The 20,759-nt window shown below is 69.9% G+C and carries 23 protein-coding genes and 1 tRNA gene; 11 read left to right on the forward strand and 13 right to left on the reverse strand.

What is annotated here, in order from left to right; translation table 11 throughout:
• Positions 1-31: 31 nt before the first annotated feature.
• The 4 genes from LK06_RS10210 to LK06_RS10225 form a co-directional block, all read right to left on the reverse strand.
• Positions 32-1,429 (reverse strand): Cys-Gln thioester bond-forming surface protein, encoded by a 1,398-nt coding sequence (locus LK06_RS10210; protein ID WP_411572766.1) that lies wholly within the window; start codon positions 1,427-1,429, stop codon positions 32-34.
• A gap of 358 nt (positions 1,430-1,787) precedes the next feature.
• Positions 1,788-2,264 carry a single-stranded DNA-binding protein gene (locus LK06_RS10215; protein ID WP_039649650.1) on the reverse strand — a complete coding sequence of 159 codons (477 nt, stop codon included), beginning with the start codon at positions 2,262-2,264 and terminating at the stop codon, positions 1,788-1,790.
• Between the two features lie 307 nt (positions 2,265-2,571).
• Positions 2,572-5,019, reverse strand: coding sequence for a YfjP family GTPase (locus tag LK06_RS10220; RefSeq protein WP_167747941.1), 2,448 nt, complete (start codon positions 5,017-5,019; stop codon positions 2,572-2,574).
• A 3-nt stretch (positions 5,020-5,022) separates the two neighbouring features.
• Positions 5,023-6,630: a dynamin family protein gene (locus tag LK06_RS10225; protein WP_039649654.1), complete on the reverse strand. Its 1,608-nt coding sequence runs from the start codon at positions 6,628-6,630 to the stop codon at positions 5,023-5,025.
• A gap of 272 nt (positions 6,631-6,902) precedes the next feature.
• Here LK06_RS10225 and LK06_RS10230 point away from each other — a divergent pair.
• Both LK06_RS10230 and LK06_RS33090 read left to right on the forward strand, forming a co-directional pair.
• Positions 6,903-6,975: transfer RNA gene (locus LK06_RS10230), tRNA-Arg, on the forward strand.
• Positions 6,976-7,700: 725 nt separating this feature from the next.
• Entirely contained in the window at positions 7,701-7,847 is a 147-nt protein-coding gene (locus LK06_RS33090; RefSeq protein WP_159025077.1) for a hypothetical protein, read from the forward strand.
• A 359-nt stretch (positions 7,848-8,206) separates the two neighbouring features.
• Here LK06_RS33090 and LK06_RS10240 read toward each other — a convergent pair whose 3' ends face one another.
• Positions 8,207-8,386, reverse strand: a complete 180-nt coding sequence (locus LK06_RS10240) for a hypothetical protein (protein ID WP_039649771.1) — start codon at positions 8,384-8,386, stop codon at positions 8,207-8,209.
• A gap of 78 nt (positions 8,387-8,464) precedes the next feature.
• Here LK06_RS10240 and LK06_RS10245 point away from each other — a divergent pair, with 78 nt between their 5' ends.
• The 4 genes from LK06_RS10245 (at position 8,465) to LK06_RS34845 (ending at position 10,961) form a co-directional block, all read left to right on the forward strand.
• A complete protein-coding gene (locus LK06_RS10245) occupies positions 8,465-9,670 on the forward strand; it encodes a helix-turn-helix domain-containing protein (RefSeq protein ID WP_043433610.1) in 1,206 nt (401 codons plus the stop codon).
• A gap of 163 nt (positions 9,671-9,833) precedes the next feature.
• Positions 9,834-10,139: a hypothetical protein gene (locus LK06_RS10250; protein WP_039649658.1), complete on the forward strand. Its 306-nt coding sequence runs from the start codon at positions 9,834-9,836 to the stop codon at positions 10,137-10,139.
• Positions 10,140-10,285: 146 nt separating this feature from the next.
• Positions 10,286-10,810 (forward strand): glycine-rich domain-containing protein, encoded by a 525-nt coding sequence (locus LK06_RS10255; protein WP_234367390.1) that lies wholly within the window; start codon positions 10,286-10,288, stop codon positions 10,808-10,810.
• Positions 10,811-10,835: 25 nt separating this feature from the next.
• Positions 10,836-10,961, forward strand: a complete 126-nt coding sequence (locus LK06_RS34845) for a hypothetical protein (protein ID WP_267886071.1) — start codon at positions 10,836-10,838, stop codon at positions 10,959-10,961.
• A 49-nt stretch (positions 10,962-11,010) separates the two neighbouring features.
• Here LK06_RS34845 and LK06_RS10260 read toward each other — a convergent pair whose 3' ends face one another.
• On the reverse strand, positions 11,011-11,175 hold the full coding sequence (locus tag LK06_RS10260; protein WP_245081008.1) for a helix-turn-helix domain-containing protein: 165 nt from the start codon (positions 11,173-11,175) through the stop codon (positions 11,011-11,013).
• Positions 11,176-11,679: 504 nt separating this feature from the next.
• Between LK06_RS10260 and LK06_RS10265 the strand changes: the two genes are divergently transcribed.
• Both LK06_RS10265 and infA read left to right on the forward strand, forming a co-directional pair.
• Positions 11,680-12,495, forward strand: coding sequence for a GNAT family N-acetyltransferase (locus tag LK06_RS10265; protein ID WP_039649660.1), 816 nt, complete (start codon positions 11,680-11,682; stop codon positions 12,493-12,495).
• Positions 12,496-12,604: 109 nt separating this feature from the next.
• Positions 12,605-12,829 (forward strand): translation initiation factor IF-1, encoded by a 225-nt coding sequence (gene infA, locus LK06_RS10270; protein WP_039649662.1) that lies wholly within the window; start codon positions 12,605-12,607, stop codon positions 12,827-12,829.
• Between the two features lie 612 nt (positions 12,830-13,441).
• Here infA and LK06_RS10275 read toward each other — a convergent pair.
• Entirely contained in the window at positions 13,442-14,698 is a 1,257-nt protein-coding gene (locus LK06_RS10275; protein ID WP_052269758.1) for a glycosyltransferase family 4 protein, read from the reverse strand.
• 226 nt (positions 14,699-14,924) lie between these two features.
• On the opposite strand from LK06_RS10275, the gene LK06_RS10280 reads away from it, so the two are divergent.
• From LK06_RS10280 to LK06_RS10290, 3 genes are all read left to right on the forward strand, one after another.
• Positions 14,925-15,314, forward strand: a complete 390-nt coding sequence (locus LK06_RS10280) for a BlaI/MecI/CopY family transcriptional regulator (RefSeq protein ID WP_039649664.1) — start codon at positions 14,925-14,927, stop codon at positions 15,312-15,314.
• Positions 15,315-15,326: 12 nt separating this feature from the next.
• Positions 15,327-16,265 (forward strand): M56 family metallopeptidase, encoded by a 939-nt coding sequence (locus LK06_RS10285; protein ID WP_039649666.1) that lies wholly within the window; start codon positions 15,327-15,329, stop codon positions 16,263-16,265.
• A 262-nt stretch (positions 16,266-16,527) separates the two neighbouring features.
• Positions 16,528-16,860: a chaplin gene (locus LK06_RS10290; protein ID WP_039649668.1), complete on the forward strand. Its 333-nt coding sequence runs from the start codon at positions 16,528-16,530 to the stop codon at positions 16,858-16,860.
• Between the two features lie 129 nt (positions 16,861-16,989).
• Here LK06_RS10290 and LK06_RS10295 read toward each other — a convergent pair whose 3' ends face one another.
• From LK06_RS10295 to LK06_RS10320, 6 genes are all read right to left on the reverse strand, one after another.
• Positions 16,990-17,856: a tyrosinase family protein gene (locus LK06_RS10295; protein WP_039649670.1), complete on the reverse strand. Its 867-nt coding sequence runs from the start codon at positions 17,854-17,856 to the stop codon at positions 16,990-16,992.
• Positions 17,840-18,397 (reverse strand): tyrosinase family oxidase copper chaperone, encoded by a 558-nt coding sequence (locus LK06_RS10300; protein ID WP_078858859.1) that lies wholly within the window; start codon positions 18,395-18,397, stop codon positions 17,840-17,842. Before LK06_RS10300 ends, LK06_RS10295 begins: the two co-directional genes overlap by 17 nt.
• A 108-nt stretch (positions 18,398-18,505) precedes the next feature.
• A complete protein-coding gene (locus LK06_RS10305) occupies positions 18,506-19,024 on the reverse strand; it encodes a hypothetical protein (protein WP_039649672.1) in 519 nt (172 codons plus the stop codon).
• A gap of 116 nt (positions 19,025-19,140) precedes the next feature.
• Entirely contained in the window at positions 19,141-19,725 is a 585-nt protein-coding gene (locus LK06_RS10310) for a vitamin K epoxide reductase family protein (protein WP_039649674.1), read from the reverse strand.
• Positions 19,725-20,216, reverse strand: coding sequence for a DUF5949 family protein (locus LK06_RS10315; RefSeq protein WP_039649676.1), 492 nt, complete (start codon positions 20,214-20,216; stop codon positions 19,725-19,727). The genes LK06_RS10310 and LK06_RS10315 overlap by 1 nt, the downstream gene beginning before the upstream one ends.
• 170 nt (positions 20,217-20,386) lie before the next feature.
• A complete protein-coding gene (locus tag LK06_RS10320) occupies positions 20,387-20,677 on the reverse strand; it encodes a hypothetical protein (protein ID WP_039649678.1) in 291 nt (96 codons plus the stop codon).
• Between the last annotated feature and the right edge of the window lie 82 nt (positions 20,678-20,759).

The following is a 20,759-nucleotide window of genomic DNA, read 5'->3' on the forward strand; positions in this document are numbered from 1 at the left end:
GCGTGATCACTGTCCGGTCAGTGGCCCGCCGTCAGTCGGTCGCCCCGGTGTCCCTCTTGCGGAGCAACACCAGGACCGCTCCGCCGATCACCACCAGGCCGATGGCCGCACCCGCGATCAGTGGGGTGATCGCGGAACCGCCGGTGGCGGCGAGGTCGGTGGAGTCCAAGGTGCCGCCATCCGTGACGGGACTGGGCTCGCTCAGGATCTGAGTGGTCTGGGTGCTGATCGCGCTGCCCTGGGTCTTGCAGTCCAGTACGCCCGTAAAGCGATGCCGGAAGCCGTTCGGGCCAGTGATCGTGAAGTCGTAGGCCTGGTCCTCCTGCAACGGAACGGTCACCGTACGGGAGGCGCCCGCGGGGATGGTGTGGTCGACGTCCATCAGCTCGAAGGTGAAGGGCTCATCACCCTCCTTGTTGGCCACGGTGATGTCCACACCGCTCTTGGCGCAGTTCTTCCGCGCCGACACCGCCGGTACCGCCCCCTTGGCTGCCCAGGTGGCCGTCGCGGTAGCGGAGACGGTGGACTCGCTGGAACCTGCCAGGATCTGGGTCTGGCTGCGGCTTTCGGAGGCGAAGGCGCGGCCCACCGGCACAGTGGTCGACGCCTGCACGGTCAACTGGGCCGTGCCGTTGGGGGCGTCCTCGGGGATGTCGACGTAGAGGCGGCTGCCGTCCTTCGCCGAAGTGATGACCTTGCCGGTCTTGTCGATGATCCGCAGACCGCTGCCGACCGCGTCCGTCGGCGGGGTCACGGTGACTACGCCTGCGTTGGTGTGTACGGTCACCGGCCCCAGCAGGTCTCCCGGTCGGCCGGAGACCGCGGGCGGGTCCAGGGTGAGCGAGGCCTGCGGCTCGCCGGTGTTCCGGGCGCTCTTCTCCAGATAGTCGGCGAGCTTCTCGGCCCGTGGATCGACGGCGTCGACCTTCGCACCGTCCGAATAGCGCCAGATGGCCACCTGGGTGCCCGCCGCCGCGTCCTGTTCGGTGAGAGCTCCCGTACCCGCCCGCCGGGCGAGTGCGGCGAGGTCGTTGACCTGGGGGTAGGAGTTCTGCAAAATCCAGCGGATCTTGCCGGCGTCCTTGTTCGTGCCCAACGACGTGCCGCTCCAGGGTGTCTCCTGGTATCTGGTGTCACGCTGGGTGGGGTTGTGGAGGTCGACGCAGTACGTCTGCAGGGTGCCGCCGCCGTCCACCGACATCTCGAACAGTCCCGCAGCCACGTGCTGATCGCCGCCGTCCGCGTGGATCACGGCATCGCCGTAGGTCTTGAGACCGTTGATGGTGGCCGTCGCCCCGCCCTGGGTCTGCGGCGTTCCTGCGGCCAGGGCCGTGCCGGCGCCGGCCAGCACGAGCCCGGACACCGTGGCAGCAACGGCAAGGCGAGCCACCCCGGTGGACCGACGGAACGCAGCAAGCGCAACAAGCACAGAATTCCCCTTCGAGCAGGACCCGTTGGACGTGGGGGACGGTCCCACCAGCAGAATCGGCGGCCCCGAGGGGCATGCCTGGCATCTTATGGATCGGGCAGAGCCACACCTGCCGGTCAGATCATCCGATTGCCGATCCGATCCGTAATCGTTATCGCCGGGACCAGTCATGAGCTGCGCTTATCGATAAATCCACCTGGTTCCACGCGGCATGCGCAGCAGGTGCTCCGAACAAGCCGTGCTTCGGCACGGAAGGTCCGCAATCCGATGCTTGGTTGGCAATAGTGAGGCCAGAGACGTCACATCACCCCACTTGTGCATGGGTGACGACCTGTCGCCGCTTTCTGTGGAAGTGACGTCAGGTCACTTCCACATGTGAAGCTGGCCGTTCTGCCGGATTTCCATCCGGGGTCTCCGTAGGTCGCGGAACCTCCCAGTCCGGCTCCGGCCTGGTCGCCATCGGTGCTGCCTCCGACTTGGTCGGGCGTTGGAAGGCCGCAGTGCCGCGTGACAGGTCGTGGCCGATCGCCACGGCGTCGATATCAGCGGACGGCCGTTGCTGCTGGCCCTCGCGCACGTCCGTGCGCACCTTGAGTCGCCCCTGGACGATGACCGGCTGGCCCACTTCCACACACGCGGCGACGTTCACAGCGAGCTGGCGGTTGACCCACACCGTGAAGAAGTTGGTGTGTCCGTCCGTCCAGGCCCGCTTGTCCCGGTCCCAGTAGCGCGCGGTCACGGCCAGCCGGAACCGGGCCGACGTCCCCACCGCCGACTCCCGGTACACCGGCTGCGTCGCCACATTGCCCACCACACAGATATGGGTCTCGTTCACGTCCTCGCTCTCCTCCCCGCCGGCCCGTCCTGGCCGGGCGGACACGCCTACGGGCCCGTCCCGTACGGCTGCGCCTACGGTGTGGGCGCCCGCGCCCCATGGGCGCCCACACGCACGCCGACCACCCGCACCGACCTCTGGGCCTCCGGCCGGACCTGCCGTGTGATCGCCGTGGCCTCAGACTGCCTCCGCCGGACCGAGCCCGCTGAACGCTGTGGAGAACCACTCACCTGTGGCACACCCCGCCACTCGTACGAGTGACCTCTCTCCTCGCCCCCCTCACCCACCCCCGGGAAGGTCCGCGGGCTCACCCCACTCCGGCACCCACTCCGGCACCCGCACCGGCGCCGGTGCGCACGACCCTCCCGTACTGCTCCCGCACCTCCTGGTACCGCAGCAATTCCGCCGCCACTGGATCGAGCACCCGGGCCCGGCCGCAGTTCGCGGCTGCCTCCCGCAACTGCCGTTCCGCATCCTGGCCGTAGCGCCGCGCGGGTCCCCGGGCCGCCATCCGGCAGCCCCACTCCACCAGCGGCCCGCCGACGATGCCACACAGCATCAGCAGCACGGGAACACCCAGGTTGGGGGCCATCACACCGACGATCTGGCCCACCAGCCACAAGCCGCCCACGACCTGCAACAGGGTCATCGACGCCTGGACGAGCACTGCCGCCGGCCACCAGCCGGGCCGGGGCAGGCGCCCCGATGGCAGTCCGGACCGCTCCGCCAGCGCGTCCAGCGCCTCCGACAGCCCCTGTGAGCCACGTGCGGCGGCCTCGCGCACCGCCTGCGCCCACGGCGCGGGCAGCCCGGCCGAGGCCCGTTCGGACACCGTGCGGACCGCCTGTTCCACGCGCTGACGGGCAGTGGCCTCCTCATCGGCCTGGGCTCGCACCGGCAAGCGACCCGTATGGGGTTCGCCACGGTCCTGGTACCAGCGCCACAGCCGCAGCCACGGTGTGCCACAGGCGCGGTTGGCGTTGCGCAGCCAGGCTCGCTCGGCCGCCTCGCCCGCCGCGGTGGCACCCACCGACTCCGCGAGCCGTGTGGCGAACTCCTCGCGTGCCTGTTCGCTCAGGCCAGTCCGCCGTCCGTTGGCGTAGACGGGCCTCAGCTCGGCCGCGGCGGCGTCCATGTCGGCCGCGACCCGGCGGGCCGGTGCACCACGCTCCGCCACGAACTGGCCCAGCGCTTCGCGTAGTTCACCGATGCCCTGACCAGTGAGCGCCGACAGGGCGAGCACGGTGGCACCCGGTTCGCCGTACTCGCCGAGCGCGATGCCGTCCTCGTCCAGCAGCCGCCGCAGATCGTCCAGGACCTGGTCGGCCGCCTCCCCCGGCAACCGATCGACCTGGTTGAGCACGACGAACATGACCTCCGCATGGCCGGCCATGGGGCGCAGATAGCGCTCGTGCAGAACGGCGTCCGCGTACTTCTCGGGGTCGACCACCCAGATCACCGCATCGACCAGTTTCAGAATCCGGTCGACCTGTTCGCGGTGCTGTACGGCCGCGGAGTCATGGTCGGGGAGATCGACCAGCACCAGCCCGCGCAACTGCGCCTCTGCCTCCGGGCTCTGCAGCGGGCGACGGCGCTGCCGGCCCGGGATGCCCAGTCGGTCGATGAGGCCCGCCGCACCGTCACTCCAACTGCAGGCGATGGGGGCTGCCGTGGTCGGGCGGCGTACACCGGTCTCCGAAATGGCGACTCCGGCCAGGGTGTTGAACAGCTGCGACTTTCCACTGCCGGTGGCACCCGCGATCGCGACCACGGTGTGCCGGCCGGAGAGTCTGCGCCGAGCGGCTGCCTCGTCGAGGACGCGGCCCGCCCCGGCTAGGGTGCGGCTGTCCAGGCGGGTACGGGAGAGCCCGACGAGTTCGCGCAGCGCGTCCAGCCGGGAGCGCAGCGGGCCGTCGTAGGCAAGTGGAGCGGGGGGGCTTCCCGGGTCGCGGCCCGGGGCCTCGAAGGCGGAGGCGCGTTCGACGGCGAGGGCGGCGACGGTGGCCTCCGTGACCCGTCGGGCGATGAGACCGTCGTCCCAGGCTTCGGAGGAGTCGTGATCGGCGTCGGGCGTCGCGTCCGCTGCGGGGTGGGAGGCCGGCGTCTCCCGCGGCGGGCACTGGTGCGGCGCCTCCTCTGCGAGGCGGGCGTGCGGCGGCTGGAGCCGCGAACCGGTGTCCCTGCCGGAGTTCTCGGCAGGGTACGCGTTGGCGCCCACGTCCGGGGGCTCGCCGTACGCGGCCCGGTCCCGGTCCGCGTAGCCGGCCCTCACCCACGCCTGCCGCTCGCGGGCCGGCCCCTCCGCCGCCCCGCACAGGTCCGCCGACCGTGTCAGTAGACCATCGGCGGCGCCTTGGGCGCCGTCGACCCCTTGGGTACTTTGCCCCCTCTGCACACGCTGGCCCGCCTGGGCACTCTTGCCCCTGTCCTCCCTGTCCTCCCTCTCGGTGTCCTCGGACTCACCAGTCACCGAAGCGGGCCGTTCCCGATCCGTGTCCCCACCCGTGCCCCCGCCGCCCCCGTCCTCGGCCCGGCCATCGCCCCCGATCCCGTCCACGACCTCGGTTTCCGCCTCAGGTTCTGCCTCGGTTTCCGCCTCTGTCTGCACGACCGTGCCGGTGACACTGACCGGTCCGTCACCGGAACCGTCGTCCAACGGACACACCGGGCGGGCGCCCCCCTTGCCGTCCTCCGCATCACAACGCCCCATGTGGTCGGTGTGATCCGTGTGGTCCTGGTCAGCGACGGCGGTCACCGGTCACCTCTCCTTCTGCAGTACGGACAACGCAGCGATGAGTTCGGCCTGGTGCTCGGGATGAACATCGAGGGCGTCGAGCGGGGCGAGGCGCCGCTCCCGTTCCGCGTGCACGACGCGGTCCACGTGCTCGGTGAGCAGCCGCCCGACCCGGTCACGCAACCGCAGCGCGCCGTGGGCGCCGAGCCGCTCGGCGAGCCCCTCGCCCGCTGCGCGCGCCCGGCGCCCGCCCAACACGGCGGCGGCGACCAGGGCAGCGACGGTCTCGGGGTCGGGCGCGGTCGCACGTTCCAGTTCCCTCACCTCCTCCTCGGCGTACTCCTCCACCTCACGCCGCCAGCGCCGGACGGCGAGGCCGATGCGGTGCTCGGCGCTCCCCGGTGAGGAGTCGCGGTCGGTCAGCTCCGGAGCCTGTGCGGCGGGCTCGCGCCGCCAGGTGTCGTCCACGCGTTCGTCGGCCGCGGTGACCGAGCAGAGCAACAGTGCGGCCAGGCTCTCCACAAGCGCATCGAGGAGTTCCCCTGCGGTGCAGTCCAGTGGGAAGGCCCGCCAGCGTTTGAGGGCGTCCCCGGCGAGGACCGCGCCGGACTGAAGGCGGCCCCGCACCCGCGCACGCTCGCTGTCATAGGCGGTTTCGACGGCGGAGGTGAGCCGGAGCGCGGCCGCGTACTGAGCGGCGGCGGCGCTGGCCAGCTCGGGCATGCGGGACTTGAGCGAGTCGAGGACGCCATAGGCCGTACGAGCCATGACCTGCTGCCGGGCAGAGGGGTCCTGGACGTGGTGGATGAGCCAGTTCCGCAGGGACGCGACGGCGGTGGTGGGCAGCAGACCGGCCCCCCAGGTGGACTCGGGCAGCTCGGGCACCGTGAAACGGGGTACGTAACCGAGGCCGGCCTTGGTGAGCAGGGCGCCGTACTGCCGGGAGACCTCGGAGACGACCTGGTGGGGTACCCGGTCCAGGACCGCGACGAGGGTGACGGCGTACTCCTTGGCGGTGCGCAGCAGGTGCCAGGGGACGGCGTCGGCGTACCGGGCCGCCGTGGTCACCATGATCCAGATGTCCGCGGCGCAGATCAGTTCGGCGGCGAGCACACGGTTGTCGGCGACCAGGGAGTCGATGTCGGGGGCGTCCAGGAGGGCGAGCCCGCGCGGGAGGCTGTCGACGGTCTCGATGCGCAGCACACGCGCGGGGTTCTCGCCGGGCAGCAGGAGGTCGTCGTCGGTGTCCTGGTGGGGCACCCACACACGGGTGAGGTCGGGCAGCACGCGCATGCCACTGAACCAGTGTTGATCCTCCGGATGGCAGACCAGCACCGGCGTCCGGGTGGTCGGCCGCAGCACACCGGCCTCACTCACCCGACGCCCGACCAGGGAGTTGACGAGCGTCGACTTGCCCGCACCGGTGGAACCGCCGACGACAGCCAGCAGCGGTGCACCGGGGTCCCGCAGGCGCGGTACGAGATAGTCGTCGAGCTGCGCAAGGAGTTCGTCGCGGTTGGCACGCGCGCGTGGGGCCCCGGCCAGGGGCAGCGGAAAGCGTGCGGCGGCGACACGGTCGCGCAGAGCGGAGAGTGTGTCGAGCAGCTGAGGCCGTACGTCCAAGGTCACCACATGCGAAGAATGCCCAATTTCAGGGGAATTCTGAAGCATATAGACATGTCTGCGCGCCGACGGAACGGAACGGACAGAAGGGATGACTGGGGCGCAGGCGCTGTCCAGGCATAACGAGTGCACAACACCCGGTGCGTCGGACTGTAAAAGCGCTGCACGATTCGTACCCGCCTGCGATTATCGGGACCGCTTCACCGAACCTCCACATCAAGCCACGGAGGCGAAGCGACAGGGTCAAGGAACGGGGAGCTTTATCCTTGTCCCGCCACCAGGCCCCCGTAGCTCAGTGGATAGAGCAGGCGCCTTCTAAGCGCTTGGCCGCAGGTTCGAGTCCTGCCGGGGGCGCCGCTGAGAGCCCTCCCTCCGGAGGGCTTTTTGCTGGTCAGAGCGGGTGACGGTCGACACGGGGCAGCCTCGGGCACCCTCTTGATGATCAAGGGATGCGTTCGGGGTGTCCGGCAGTCATCGGGTTTCCACGGGGGGAGGCCCCGCCGCATGCGCATCGAAGCACCGGGCCGAGGGGTCAGCCGGCGGACGGCTGCTCGGGGAGTCTCCGGCAGCTTCAAGCCTCTTCTTCGGATTCGACAGCTGTCCGTCGATGCGGGGAGCGCACACGGCCAACAGCACGGCGACGCTGCCCCGGCCCGCTCCGCCCCACGAGCGGACGGGGTGCCGTCGTTGGGCCACTTCGCCAGGCGCGCGTTCCGGTTTCGAGCGGTTGCCGCGGGGTGGGCGGCGCGAAGACCTGCGGACAGTACGGCCTTACGGGTGCTGCATCACGCCCCAAGGATGACGGAACCGGCGACGATGCCACCGGGCTCCCCCAGAACAGCGGATCACCCGACACAGCGGATCACCCACCTGGAGCTGTTCGTCCTCGGCGTGCTGCCACAGGATGCACACCAGGGCCGGACGGCCGGGAGCAGCCCGCGTCTCGCCCCCCACCCGGCCTCCGGGTCCCGTTGTTCAGAGTTCAGATGCGCGACTCGGACAGGAGCGCCAGCCACCTCTCCCCCGCCCGACGCGATCGACCCGCGCACCCTGCGTCCGAGCGCTTCAGCACCACCGCCATGGTCAGCACTGCCCCGAGCTTCAGCGATCTCCTGGTGCCGCTGACCGGGGCGCTCATCAACCGCAAGATCGTCGTCTACAACCGGGAGTTCGACAAGCGCCGTCTCGCGGTCGAGCTCCACCGGCACTACAACGCCCGTACGTGAATCTGGAGAAGCCCCGGAGCGGTCGCTGGCGCATCCATCCTGCCGCCCGCGCTTGGCTGGCTGCACTGTCGTGGGAGGACTGTGCGATGCAGGCCTACGCGGAGTGGTACGGCGACTGGACGTGGGACTACGAGGCGCGGGATGACGAGCCGTTGTACCGGCAGGGCGACTATCGGTGGCAGCGGCTTCCCGGTGCTGGGCATCGCGCGGCTGATGATTGTCGGGCGGTGATGGGGTGCTTGGGGGGATGGCGAGCGCGAGTTGACGCGGCAGCGCCCCCGTTCCTGCTTCGGCAGGGGCGGGGGCGCCTTTGTCGTGTCCGGGGTCGGTGCGCCATGGGCCGCCCGCTGGGGACCGGCTCACGCCGCCGTAGTGACGCCTCCGCGTTCGGCCTGCTGGAGCTCGGCGAGCAGCCGCCGATACTCCGCACGCTGCTCGGCCGACAGCGGCACCGCGGGATGCGACCACAGTGCGCGGATCGCCGCGTTCAACTCCGCAGCAGACCGCGTCGAACCATGAGACGCAAGATCGGGGGACATGCGCCAAGCGTAGACGCACAACACGCCCAACCCGCCAGCAGTACCGTGGACCCACAACACCTTCTGGCGGGGGTACACATGGAAACCACCATCGGCGACCGCATCCGCAGTCTCCGCGAATTCCGCGACCTCACCCAAGAAGAACTCGCCCAACGCGCAGGCGTCAGCGTCGACACCATCCGCAAGCTGGAACAAAACCTGCGACAGTCCGCTCGTATCAGCACCCTCCGCGCACTCGCAAGGGCACTCGATGTCCAACTGGAGCGGCTGGTAGGACAGCCCACTGTGACCCAGCAACTCCAAGACGACGGCGGACTCATCGCGCTCCGGGACGCCATCCAAGACATCGGCACACTGCCTGGCGTCCTCAGCGACAGCAATCTGGAAGACCCACCCGACGAACAGGTGTGGGTCGCCAGCGTGAAGTCCGCGATGTCCCAGTACTGGCGCGGCGAGTACTCACTGCTGTCCAGCACCCTGCCGCTCCTGCTGCGTGACGGCCGCGCGGTCGCCCGGCAGACCCCGACGGAGCGGGTATGGCAGCAGCTATCGCTCGCCTACCAGCTTGCTGCGTGCCTGGCGACGCAGGCCGGCCACCCGGACTGGGCGTACACGGCGGTCGAGCAGCAGCTCACCGCCGCCGCGCGAGCATCGGACCCACTGATGGAGGGCATGGGCGTGTCCACGCTGTCGTGGGTGCTGCTGCGGCAGGGCCGGTGGGAGCAGGCCCACGAGATTGCTGTACGGAAGGCGGAGGCGCTGGAACCGAGTTTCATGCGGGGAACGCCCGCCCAGTTCGCGGTGTACGGGAACCTGCTGGTGGCCGCGGCTACCCCGGCGGCACGCCGTGACGACCACGACCGGGCGATAGAGCTGCTGTCCGGCGCGGAGGCTGCTGCCGTCCGCAGCGGGCCTGTCCGGGCGTATGGCACGGCGTTCAGCGTGGCCGATGTGCGCACGCAGAAGGTAAACGTCGCGCTGGCCGGGTCGGAGAACCGTCCCGAGCAGGCGCTGGAGTTTTCGGGTGACGTGCGCGTGAGTGAGATCTCCCGGCCGGTTCATTCGGCCGCCTATCGGGTCGATGTGGCTCAGGCGCAGTATCAGACCGGGGACAGTGAGGGTGCGCTGACCACGCTGTTGGAGGTGGAGGCAGACCAGCCGGAGTGGATCAAACTGCAGGTGCTGGCGTCGGCGACGGTCCGGGAGATGCTGGAGGCTGAGCGACGCCGTAACACTCCGCTGCGGGGGCTGGCGGCGCGGCTGGGGGTCGATCCTGCTCTGTAGGACAACACGTCCTAGCCGGGGCAGAATTGACGGAGCGACTGGTGCACTCTGTCGCTGGGCTGTGATCACACGCGCACGTAACGTGAAAGCACAGGGCGGTGCCGCCCCACCCCCCGCCCGGAACCGGGGCGGCACCGCAACACCGCAGCCCGAGGAGCCCGCCGTGCACACCGCCGCAGACCTGCTACCCGTGCCCAAACTGGACGGGCTCACCGACCAGCAGGCTCGGGGCGCCACCTGCGTCTGGGACGAAACCCCGCTCACGGCCACCACCGCGATCGACCTCGGCGAGCGGACAGCTACCGAGGGCAGGAGATGTTTCCCGCGGGCCTGCCGGCCGTGCGCCATGCGGAAGGCGATGGACGCACTCCTCGCGCACAACGGATCGTGTGAGCAGTGCGTGGACGACCACACGCAGTGCCCGACTGGGCTGGGCCTGGTCCGCGCAGTCCGGGAGGCCCGCTGGTGATCTGCGCGCGCTGCGACGAGCGTACTGACCGCGCCACTCGGCTCCCTGCCGGCTGAAAGGCCGGCAGGTGCGCCTGGGCCAGCATCCCGCAAAGACGACCGGCCCAGGACGCGTATCCCCATCCGCAACCAGCGAAGGAGATCGCTGTGAGCGTACCCCTGCCCGGGCCCGGACCCATCGACCCGGCCGACGCACTGCCCGCGCTCGCCCGGATACTCATCACCGACGACCAGTTCGCCTCCTGCCGCAGCACAGTGATGGACGCCAACCCCGATATGGCGAAGGAGATGGCCGGCCGGATCGTCGAGGAGGGCCTCAAGTTCGTGGCGGCCTGCGCGGCGAATCCGGGTGCCGGCCTCGCGCCGTCGAGGATCGTCGATGATGGCTGGCACGCCCTCGTCCTGCACACCGCCATGTACGCCGACCTATGCGAGCGGCTCGGCGGCCGGTTCGTGCACCACGCTCCGGGCTACGACCCGGCGAACTGGACCCCGTCGATCCTGGACCGGGCCCGCGAGGCGATCGCGGAACTCGGCTGGGAGACGGATCCAGGGCTGTGGGTGGCGCCGTCCGATGAGACGCTCGTGTCCGTCGCGGCGAAGTGCCAGCACTCGGACGACAGCGGACCGATCGTGACCATTCCCAAGCCCAAGCCCGACGGCGTGGTCTAGCCTCCCCTCGTTGAAGGGAGGCCACATGCCCGAGTGGATCGACCCGCGGTACGCGGAGCTGGTGGCGGCGTGGAAGCGCGCGCAGCAGCCGACGTCGCGTGACCCGGAGCCGGTGCCTGTGCGGGGGTTCATCATCCCGCAGAAGGGCTGACAGCTCGTTGAGGCCCGGTTGGTGAACGTGCCGGCCGGGCCTCGTCGTGTCACCGAACGAGGTCGGCGAGGGGCACACCGAGAGCGTCGGCGATTCGGATCAAGGTGTCCAGCTTGGGCGAAGAGTGGCCTTGCTCGATGCGGCTGTACGTGGCGACGTCGATGCCTGACCGGCCACAGACGTCCTGCTGGCTCAGGTTGTGGTGCTCGCGCACGCGCCGGATCTGCGGATCACCCGACACAGCGGATCACCCGCCTGGAGCTGTTCGTCCTCGGCGTGCTGCCACAGGATGCACACCAGGGCCGGACGGCCGGGAGCAGCCCGCGTCTCGCCCCCCACCCGGCCTCCGGGTCCCGTTGTTCAGAGTTCAGATGCGCGACTCGGACAGGAGCGCCAGCCACCTCTCCCCCGCCCGACGCGATCAACCCGCGCACCCTGCGTCCGAGCGCTTCAGCACCACCGCCGGGGCCCCGACCACGCACTTCACGGCAACACCGTCGATGCCCAACGACCGTTCCCCACCGAGCTGGTCCCGGGCCATTGGTTGGACGGGACAACATTCGGACTGATAACCTACCGCGGACCGTGAATCAGCTGCGAGGAGGTGAGACCCATGTACGTGGTATCGCTGTGGGTGCTCTCCTCTTCATCGCGGTCAGGCGAGTGACGTAGGTCGCCGGGAGCGCCTCCACCAGGCAATCCCGAAAGGCACAGACCTATGAATTCTGTACCCTCCCATTCCGGCACGGGTGAGCACACGGTAGTGATCACACGAGTCGCGGAGAGGCAATGGCACGCGCTGGAGGATGACCGGGTGGTCGGCCGCGGTGAGGCCTGGCGCAGGCTCGACGGACGACTCTTCGCCAGCATCGACTCCTGGCACGGCGCGGTGTTCGACCAACTCGCGGATGTGATGCTGGCGGGCCTGCCACGCCCGCTGTACACGATGGCCGACGAGGCCGACGTCGATCTGACGTCCCATTGGGAGCGGGTCGGCTTCACGGCCAGGCACCGCGAGTGGGTGTGCCTCGTGCCCACCGATCCGCGGGCCACGGGACTCGACTCAGCGCAACCGCCGTCGGGTGTGACGATTGTGCCCCTCGGCGAAGCGGAGGAGGGCCCATTGCGGCAGTTGGACCGCACGATCCGCGACGAGGTCGAGGCCTCCGTCGGCTGGCAGGAGATGCCGGCCGAGGTGTTGCGCCGCCCGGACGACGCTGCCCCGGTGGACCCGTCGAAGCTGGTGGACCCGTCGAAGTACGCGGTGGCGGCCCTGGCCGACCACTACGTGGGGCTGATCCGGGTGGCGCCGGTGCCCCGGCAACCGCGGCTCGGCCTGGTCGCGGTCCGGGCCGACCAGCATCGCCGCGGTATCGCCCACGCCATGCTGGCCCAGGTGCTGGGTTCGCTGCACCAGTCCGGGATCCAGACGGTATCGGCCGAAGTCAGCGAATCCAATGAAGCAGCCTTGGCGCTCTTCGACGGCATCGGCGCTCAGCGCGTGAACAGCAACCTGGAGTTGGTGCTCCGCTGACACCCGACCGCCCGCCACGCGAGCCCGAAGCATGCGTGGCACAGGCCAACCTGATGGGCGAGCAGTTTTTCTCCGACCATACAATCACCTACCACAGAAGTGCGAGAGCATGGCAAAAACAACACGCGGCATCGAAGTCGAGGGCACCGTCGTCGAGTGCCTACGTAACGCCACCTTCCAGGTGGAACTGGAGAATGGGCACAAGGTCCTCGCACATATCAGCGGAAAGATCCGGAAGAATTACATCAAGATCCTTCCGTTTGACCGGGTGCTCGTGGAGATCAGCCCCTATGACCTCACCCGCGGCCGGATCATCTTCCGATACCGCACCTGACCACAGGCGGGACACGCCCCTGAGAGGAAAGCAGTCTCTCAGTCTGGACCGGAAATGCGCCTGATGGAGGAATCAGAGTCGATGACTCGCTCCTTCTGCGTCCGGCATCCCAGATGGATAGGCACGATACCGGCCTGATGCGAGGTGGTATCGGTGACCGGGCCTCCGCCCAGCCGCCGATACCACCGTCGGGAAAGTGCCGGCCAGGTACGGAAACCACGCGACGACGGTCCTGATACTGCGCATTCGGCCCGTGCCTGGGCGACGTGTGGCGGCGCGGAACGGTCCTGGACGCGCACGCTCAAGAAATTCGCCCGGTCAAAGGGTTCGACCGGTCAAAGGGTTCGCCCGGCCCAGCGTGTTCGTGCTCATCGACGGCACGCCCCTCCTTCCGTCGCGCGCTCGCCTTCAACGGCACGCTCGACTTCACCGCCCTCGCCGAGCCCCTTCCTGGAGGGGCTGAGCAAGCGTCAGGTCAACCGGTCGGTCCGGGCGCCCGATGGGTTCGGCTGCGCGCTCTTCCCTGGCTTACCTGCGGACGCCTCAGGGCTGCCACGGACGTCGCCACGTCCACCCGCCTGCCCACGAGCAGCGCCGCCCGGGCGTTCGGACTCAGCCCCGCAGCCGTGCCAGGTTCCGCAGGAGGCGCCGGCCACTCCGCAGACGACGCAGGCCCCGGCCGGGGAGTCCGCGCAAGCGCCCCTTGAGCCGCTGCCGGGCACGGGAACGGCGGGTGGTGTCCAACTCGGCGAAGAGGTCCTCGTACGTCTGCGCTACCCGGGCCGGGTCGAAGCGGCGGGCAGCGGTCCGCGCCGCTTCGCCCATGCGGCGCCGACCGGACTCATCGGCGATCAGATCGAGCAGCGCGACAGTGAGCGCGTGCCGGTCGCCCACGGGGACCAGACGGCCGTCGACCCCGTCCTGGACGATCTCGGCCGGACCGAGCGGGCAGTCGGTGGCGACCACTGGAGCACCGCACCGCATCGCCTCGACCAGGGTCATGCCGAAGGACTCGGCGTCGGAGGCGGAGGCGACGAGCGACGCCTTGGCGAACTCGGTCTCGATGGGTGAGACGACACCCATCAGACGTGCCTGGTCGCCCAAGCCCCGCTCGTCGATCAACCGCTGCAGCCGTTCCTTGTCGGCTCCGGCTCCGTAGATACGCAGGGACCAGTCTGAATGTTTGGCCGCGACGTCGGTGAAGGCCTCGATGAGGAGGTCGAACCGCTTGGCGGGCACCAGCCGTCCGGCTGCGGCCACGACCTTGTCGCGGCCGTCCACGGGTGCCGGACCCGGGTCGGGTGCGCTGTTGGGTATGCCCAGAACGCGCACTCCCGGCAACGGCATCTTCGCCCGGTAGACCCCCGCGTCCGCCCTCGTGGTGGTGATCACCGCGTCGAGATCGCGGTAGCTGCGGGCGAGCTGGGTGCGCAGCCCGTTGCTGTGGGTGTCATGGGTGAGGTGTTCCTGGGCGATGCGCAGTGCGCGGCGCGGGGCGAACCGGGCCAGGTAGACGTTGACGCCGGGCCGGGTTCCGATGATCACGTCCGCGTCGCAACGGCGCAGATACCCCTCGGCGCGCAGGTCGGTGAGCCGGCTGTACTGCTTGTACCGCTTCTCCGCGGCGGGGAAGACCCGGGCGGGTTCGCGCAGCAGGGGGTCACTCGCGTCGGCCGCGTCCGCGCGCAGGTCGACCAGCGGGACCACGGTGACCCTCGGGTCGATCGCGAACCGCGGATGTGCGCGGTGTCGCAACATGGAGACGATCGTCACCTCGTGACGGTCGGCGAGAGCGGCGGCAAGATTGAGTGTGGTGCGGATGGTGCCGCCGATCCCATAGACATTGTGGATCAGGAAGGCAATCTTCATGCGGCCGGCTCCCGGGTCGTTTCCCCGGTGGTACGGGAGTGAAGGCGGGCCGACTCAACAACCGGGGTGCGATCCGGTGAATCGAAGACCTGAGGCACTCGGATTCCTTTCCTGGTCCGCACTGTGCTTCGGGTGCGGCGGCATGGCACACTCAGGGACAGCGGAATTTACACCGCCGTAGAAGTTCTACACGACTGTAGAAGACAAGTGAGGGACTGACAAACCCATGGCCGGCAGCACGCAGGGAAGAGGCCCCAAGGCGGCCAACGGTGCGAGAGAGGCCGAGATCCTCGGCCTGCTCCAGCAAGCCGACGGTGCGCTGACCCCGGGTGAGGTCGCGGAGCGCCTCGGCGGCGCGCTGTCCTACAGCACCGTGGTGACGATCCTCACCCGCATGCACGTCAAGCAATTGCTGACCCGCACCCCGCGTGGCCGGGCCTACGCCTACGCGCCCGTCACCGACGACCCCGGCTACGCCGCCCGTCGTATGCGCACCGTCCTGGAGGAGCGCCCCGACCGCGAGGCGGTCCTCGCCCGCTTCGCCGACGGACTGTCCACCACGGACGCGGAGCTGCTGCGTCAGCTACTCGGCCCCGAGCAGGATCCTCGCCAGTAAGGGCACCTACGCATGCGCATCGCCGTGTACCTACCACTGTTGCTGTCGTTCCTGGCCCCGCTCGGCGCGCGACCGCTGTCCGAGCGCTGCGAACCCCGTCTGGCCACCTGGCTGCTCACCACCGCCTCGCTGGTGCTCGCCGCGGCCAGCACCGTCTCGCTGACCCTGCTGGCGGTCACCGGACTCCTGCGCATACCCCTGCTCGCCAGCCTCGGCCACTGGTCGGCCCACACCGCGCAGCGCGACGATCCCACCGAGTTCTCCATCGCCCTGTTCGCCGGCGTACTCCTCGGCACCGCCGTGCTCGCCTCCGCGCACATGCTCTGGCAGCGCGCCCGGTCACTGGCCGCCGCCGCACTGGCGGCCGCCTGCATGCCGACACACGACGGCCTGGTCGTGGTCGAGGACGAGGTTCCGGACGCCTACGCGGTGCCCGGCCTGCCCGGTCGCATCGTCGTCTCCACCGGCATGCTCCACACCCTGGACGACACCGAGCACGACATCCTGCTCAGGCACGAGCGCACCCACCTCTCCGGGCACCACTACCTCTTCGTCGCCTTCGCCCAGCTCGGTGCCTCCGCCAACCCCCTGCTGCGCCCCCTGGCCACCGCAGTCACCTACACCATCGAACGCTGGGCGGACGAGAACGCCGCCACCGCCACGGGCGACCGCGCCCGGGTCGCCCGCGTGGTCGGGAAAGCGGCCCTGGCCGCCCACCACGGGCCCGTCCGCGCCCCCTTGCCAGGTGCCGCCCTCGGATTCCTCGGCCGGCGCAACCCGCTCAGTGCCGCAGGCCCCATCCCCCGCCGGGTCGCCGCCCTCCTCGCGCCGCCGCTACGACGCCACTCCGGACTCGCCGCCGCCACCGCCGCCGTCATCGTCACCGCCGCCCTGGCCACGGCCGACGCCGCCTCCGACTTCCACCACCTGCTGAGGGCCGTGGGCGCGTAACTGCTGCTGCGGCACCGGATCGGGGCGCGGGCATCATGGCCACGGGCACCACGGCCGCGGGCACCACGGCCGCGGGCGGTGCGTCCCGCGTGGGGCGAGCGCCCCGTGCTGGGCTCCGCTGCACCGCTGCTGGCCGAAGCGGCTGCTGGTTAAAAGGGTGATCCCCCGTCGATCACCGTGACCAGCCCCGTGCGGTGCCGTTGAAGGGGAGTGTGGCGGCTGGCCTGCCGCTGCACTTTCCGAGTAACAAGAGGAGAACGTGATGTCTCGCATCGCGAAGGCTGCCGCTGTCGCTCTCGGCACCGGTGCCGTGGTGATCAGCGGGGCCGGGCTGGCTCTGGCTGACGCTGGCGCCCAGGGTGCGGCCGCCGGCTCGCCCGGCGTGCTGTCCGGCAACTTGATTCAGGTTCCGGTCAACGTTCCGATCAACGTGTGCGGGAACACCGTCGATGTGATCGGCCTGCTGAACCCCGCCTTCGGTAACACCTGCGTGAACCAGGGCGAGATGGACATGCCCGGCCAGGCCGATCCCATCGGCGCCCAGGGCCCCGGCACCGACGACGGCGGCTACGGCAACGGCGGCTACGGCAGCTGATCCGGTCGACTGACCGGCCCAGAGCCCCGGCACTCCGAGCGCCGGGGCTCCTTCCCTGTCTGCGGCCCGTGCGTCGTCTGCGCCCCGTGCGTCCGAGCCATGCGTGAGGGCCGGACGCACGTGCGCCCCTCACGCGTACCGGTAGATCCGACTCATGTCCTCCAGCTGGTCCGGGGTCTCGTCCCAGGGCGGCAACTGCTCGTGCCGGGCGACGACCCGCCGGTACTGCTCGTCACCAGGTCCGGGCGGCTCGGCCGGCAGGTACCGGTGGCTGCTGTGGGCCTGCTGCCACCGGTACCACAGCAGGTCGACGAAGGCGTGGTGCAGCCAGAACACCGGGTCATTGACGGATGCGCCGCCGAGCATCGCACCGCCAACCCACCGGTGCACCCGGTTGTGGTTGTGCCAGGACGCGCTGCCGCTGCCGGTCCCCCAGCCCTCCATCTTGTTGCGGAACCCCCTGGCGGCCGTCGAGTCCCAGGGCCAGGTGTCGTAGACCGGATCGTCCGACGCCCACTGCACGTCGCTCTGGGTGGGCAGCGGGAATGGGGCGGCGGAGCGGCCCAGGTCCCGGGTGAGGAACTTGCCGTCCGTGACGTTCTCCTTGATGGTCCAGTGGCCTGCCACGTAGGCGAACGGACCGGTCATCACCTGCCGGTCGGAGCGCCGGCCGTTGCCGCCGAGCAGGTCCATCGTCCAGGGCACGGAAGTCGTGGTACGGTCCCGGGTCCAGTCCCAGTACGGCACCGTCACCGCGGAGTCGACACGGCGCAGGGCCCGCTCCAACTCCAGCACGAACCGGCGGTGCCAGGGCAGGAAGGACGGCGTCATGTGCGCGGCGCGCAGGCCGTCCTCGCCGTCGGCGGTGTAGTAGTCGATGTGCATGCGCACGAACTCGTCGTACTCACCGCGCCGTTTCACCTCCAACAGCGCATTGACGAACCTTCGACGCTCGGTGCGGGTGAGCGTGCTGACGTCCTTACGCACGTACGCCATGCTGTCCCCCTTGTTGTCCAGGTCCCTCCAGGTACCGATGTCCCCGGCGGCGGTTCCCGGTGATCGCCCCACCGCGTACCCCGGTGTGTTCTCCGCCGACCGGGCCCGGGGCCAGGTCACGCAGTTGCCGGTCGGGGCCGATCTCGTCCACGGCCGCACGCGTCGCCTCCAGCGGCGTCCGGTGCGAGGTGTAGTGGTCGACCATGCTCAGCCAGGTGCCGTCGGCCCGGCGCATCAGATGCAGTGGACGACCATCGATGGTGATCCGCCAATTGCCCTCGGCCGTCTTCCGATCCGCGGCCGGCACCAGGACGCCCCGGATCCGGCGGCCCCGGTAGGTCTCGTCGAAAGAGCTGCCGGAGCCGCCGTCGGGATCCGCCGCCGGGGGCGCAGGCCGGGAGGCGGCGACGACCGGAGCCAACGCGAGGGCGGCGACGGTGGTCAGCAGTCCCCGAGCCACCTCCCTGCGCGCCGGTCTGGCCGCCACCGCTCTCGCCTGCTGCTCCGCACCCACCGCCACTCCGCCGACGCCGACTGCCATCGCTCGCTCCTCTTCCGGGTTCAGCTGTCCGTACCGGCTAACCGGCTGAGGGCGGAGAGGGTCACCGATCCAGGGCCATCCGGTGGGCGCGGGACTGAGCCACGCGGACTACAGCCCCGGGCCCGTGCCCAGGTTCGCGCCGGCGGCGGTCTGCAGTACCGGGGCGAGGAGCCCGGCTTCGGGAAGCTTGAGGTCAGGCAGGCCGAAGTTCTCGGGGTTGGGCGGCGTCAGGGGGGCGTCCACGTTCAGACCCGGGGCGAGGGTGCGCAGGTCGGAGGCCGGGGCATCGACGCCGACGTGGTCGAAGCGGTCGCCGAGGAGGTGCGGCACCGGTGCGCGCAGGTCGGCGCCGGGCAGGGTGCTCGTGACCGGGAGTTGGGGCAGGGTCCGGTCGGGCAGCAGGTGTCCGGTCACGTAGCGTGGCCCGTCGGGCGCGCCCGGGGTCAGCAGGGGCACCTCCAGGCCGGCCGTGGGCACCTCCATGCCGAGGGACTGGGACACCCCGTCCAGGGGCACCGGAACCGGGACCGTACCGACCGCGGCGGCGGCGGGGGTGGCTGCGGCTCCCACGGCAGCCGCGACGCCCGTGATGACGGCGGCAAGGGTTCCTCGGGTGGTCGACTTCATGTCAGGCACGGTCCCTTTCAGGATGCGGGGATTCGACGTCCGCACCACGTAACGAGCCGGAAATCGGCACCAGTTCACAATTCGCCTGACTGCCGTAATAGTCTGCTCGTCACTTTTCAGCCGGTCCAGAAGTCCCACCATCGGGTCAGCACGAGCATGCCGACCACGCCGATGTGCACGAGCGGCAGCACCCAGGTGAACTCGGCGAAGAAACGCTTGAGCCGCAAGGGCGCCGGTACGAATCCGTTGGTGACGATCAGCGAGGTGGCGTACCAGAACATCACGATGGTGGCGATCCAGGCGAGACAGCACCACAGGCACAGTGCGTTGATCCGGTACAGCGACTCGAACTGCAGCCAGGAGACGAAGCCGACCCCGAACAGGCATCCGACCTCGAAGAGCAGCCAGTACCACCCGGGGAAACGGGCTCCGGCCAGCAAGCTCACCCCGACGCAGATGACGATGCCGTAGGCCACCAGGCCCAGCATCGGGTTGGGGAACCCGAAGACCGAAGCCTGGTCGCTCTTCATCACACTGCCGCAGGACACCACCGGGTTCAGGCTGCACCCGGGGACGAACTCCGGGTTCTCCAGCAGCTTGACCTTGTCGAGGGTGATGACCCAGGAGGCGAGCAGCCCGGCCGCCCCGGTGAGCACCAGCAGCAGGCCGAAGCCCGTGCCACCGGCCCGGGTCCTGGACATCAGCCGCGCAGGCTGGTGGCCGGCAGGACGATATGTGCGGCGGCGTTCAGGGTCTCCTCGGCTCCGGCGAACGCGGCCAGCGTGGCCGGCTCGACGACCTTGCCGGGCTCGCCCTCGGGCCAAGCGCGGGTGGTGAAGACGAGGTAGGCGTAGCCGCGGTCGGCGACGGCGGCCAGCCACTCCTCGGGCGCGTCCGCCTGGGCGACCAGTTGCGGCATCTGGACGACTGCCTGGCCGGCCTCGACCAGCAGTCTGACGGGAAGGCTGGGCTTGGCGTTGCCGTCGACCAGTTCGCCGCCGACCGGCAGTCCGTTGCTCGCCAGCAACTGCTCCACCGCTGCCGCGGTGGCGTCCGGACCGCCCTCGGCGTCCCCGAGGGAGTAGGCCAGCAGGTAGGGCATGTCGGAACCGTCGGGGGCCTCACCGCTCCAGGCCAGGACGACGAGCGTGCCGAGGTCGGCGGGACGGATTTCGCTTGTGGTTGAGGTCACCGCGCGACCCTATCGACGCGCTTTGGTGCCGCCGTGCGGCTTCTCACCCTTCCGGAGCAGTGCCCAGGGATGCTCCACACGAATGAGGGAAGCGCCTTCGAACACACCAGGGGCCGGCACCGCGGGTGCGGTACCGGCCCTCTTCCGCGTTCCGTCGCGGCAGCGGGGTGTCAGCTCTGCAGGGGCAGGCCGCCGAGCAGCGGGTTGTGCTGGTTCAGCGCGCCGGTGGCACCCTTGACCGTGTTCAGCAGGGAGTCCTTGTTCTCGGTGTCGAGCGCGTCCGACTGGTGCTGCAGCGGCATCACGTCGTGCAGGGTGAGGGGACCCTTGGTGAGCTGGTTGACGGCGCCATTGAGGCTGGTGGGCGTCACATCGGCGGCGTTGTAGGCGAACGCGGGCGCGGCTGCGCCGGCGAGGGCCACGGAACCGGCAAGGACTGCGGCAGCCTTCAGGGACTTCATCGTGTTCCTTTCTTCGGCAACTCACGTCACCCCAGGGAATTCTGGCGCCGTGCCTAACGAGTTCCTGCCGGGCCGGAAACCC

Origin of the sequence: Streptomyces pluripotens (assembly GCF_000802245.2) — a bacterium.
In the GTDB taxonomy this organism is placed as follows: domain Bacteria; phylum Actinomycetota; class Actinomycetes; order Streptomycetales; family Streptomycetaceae; genus Streptomyces; species Streptomyces pluripotens.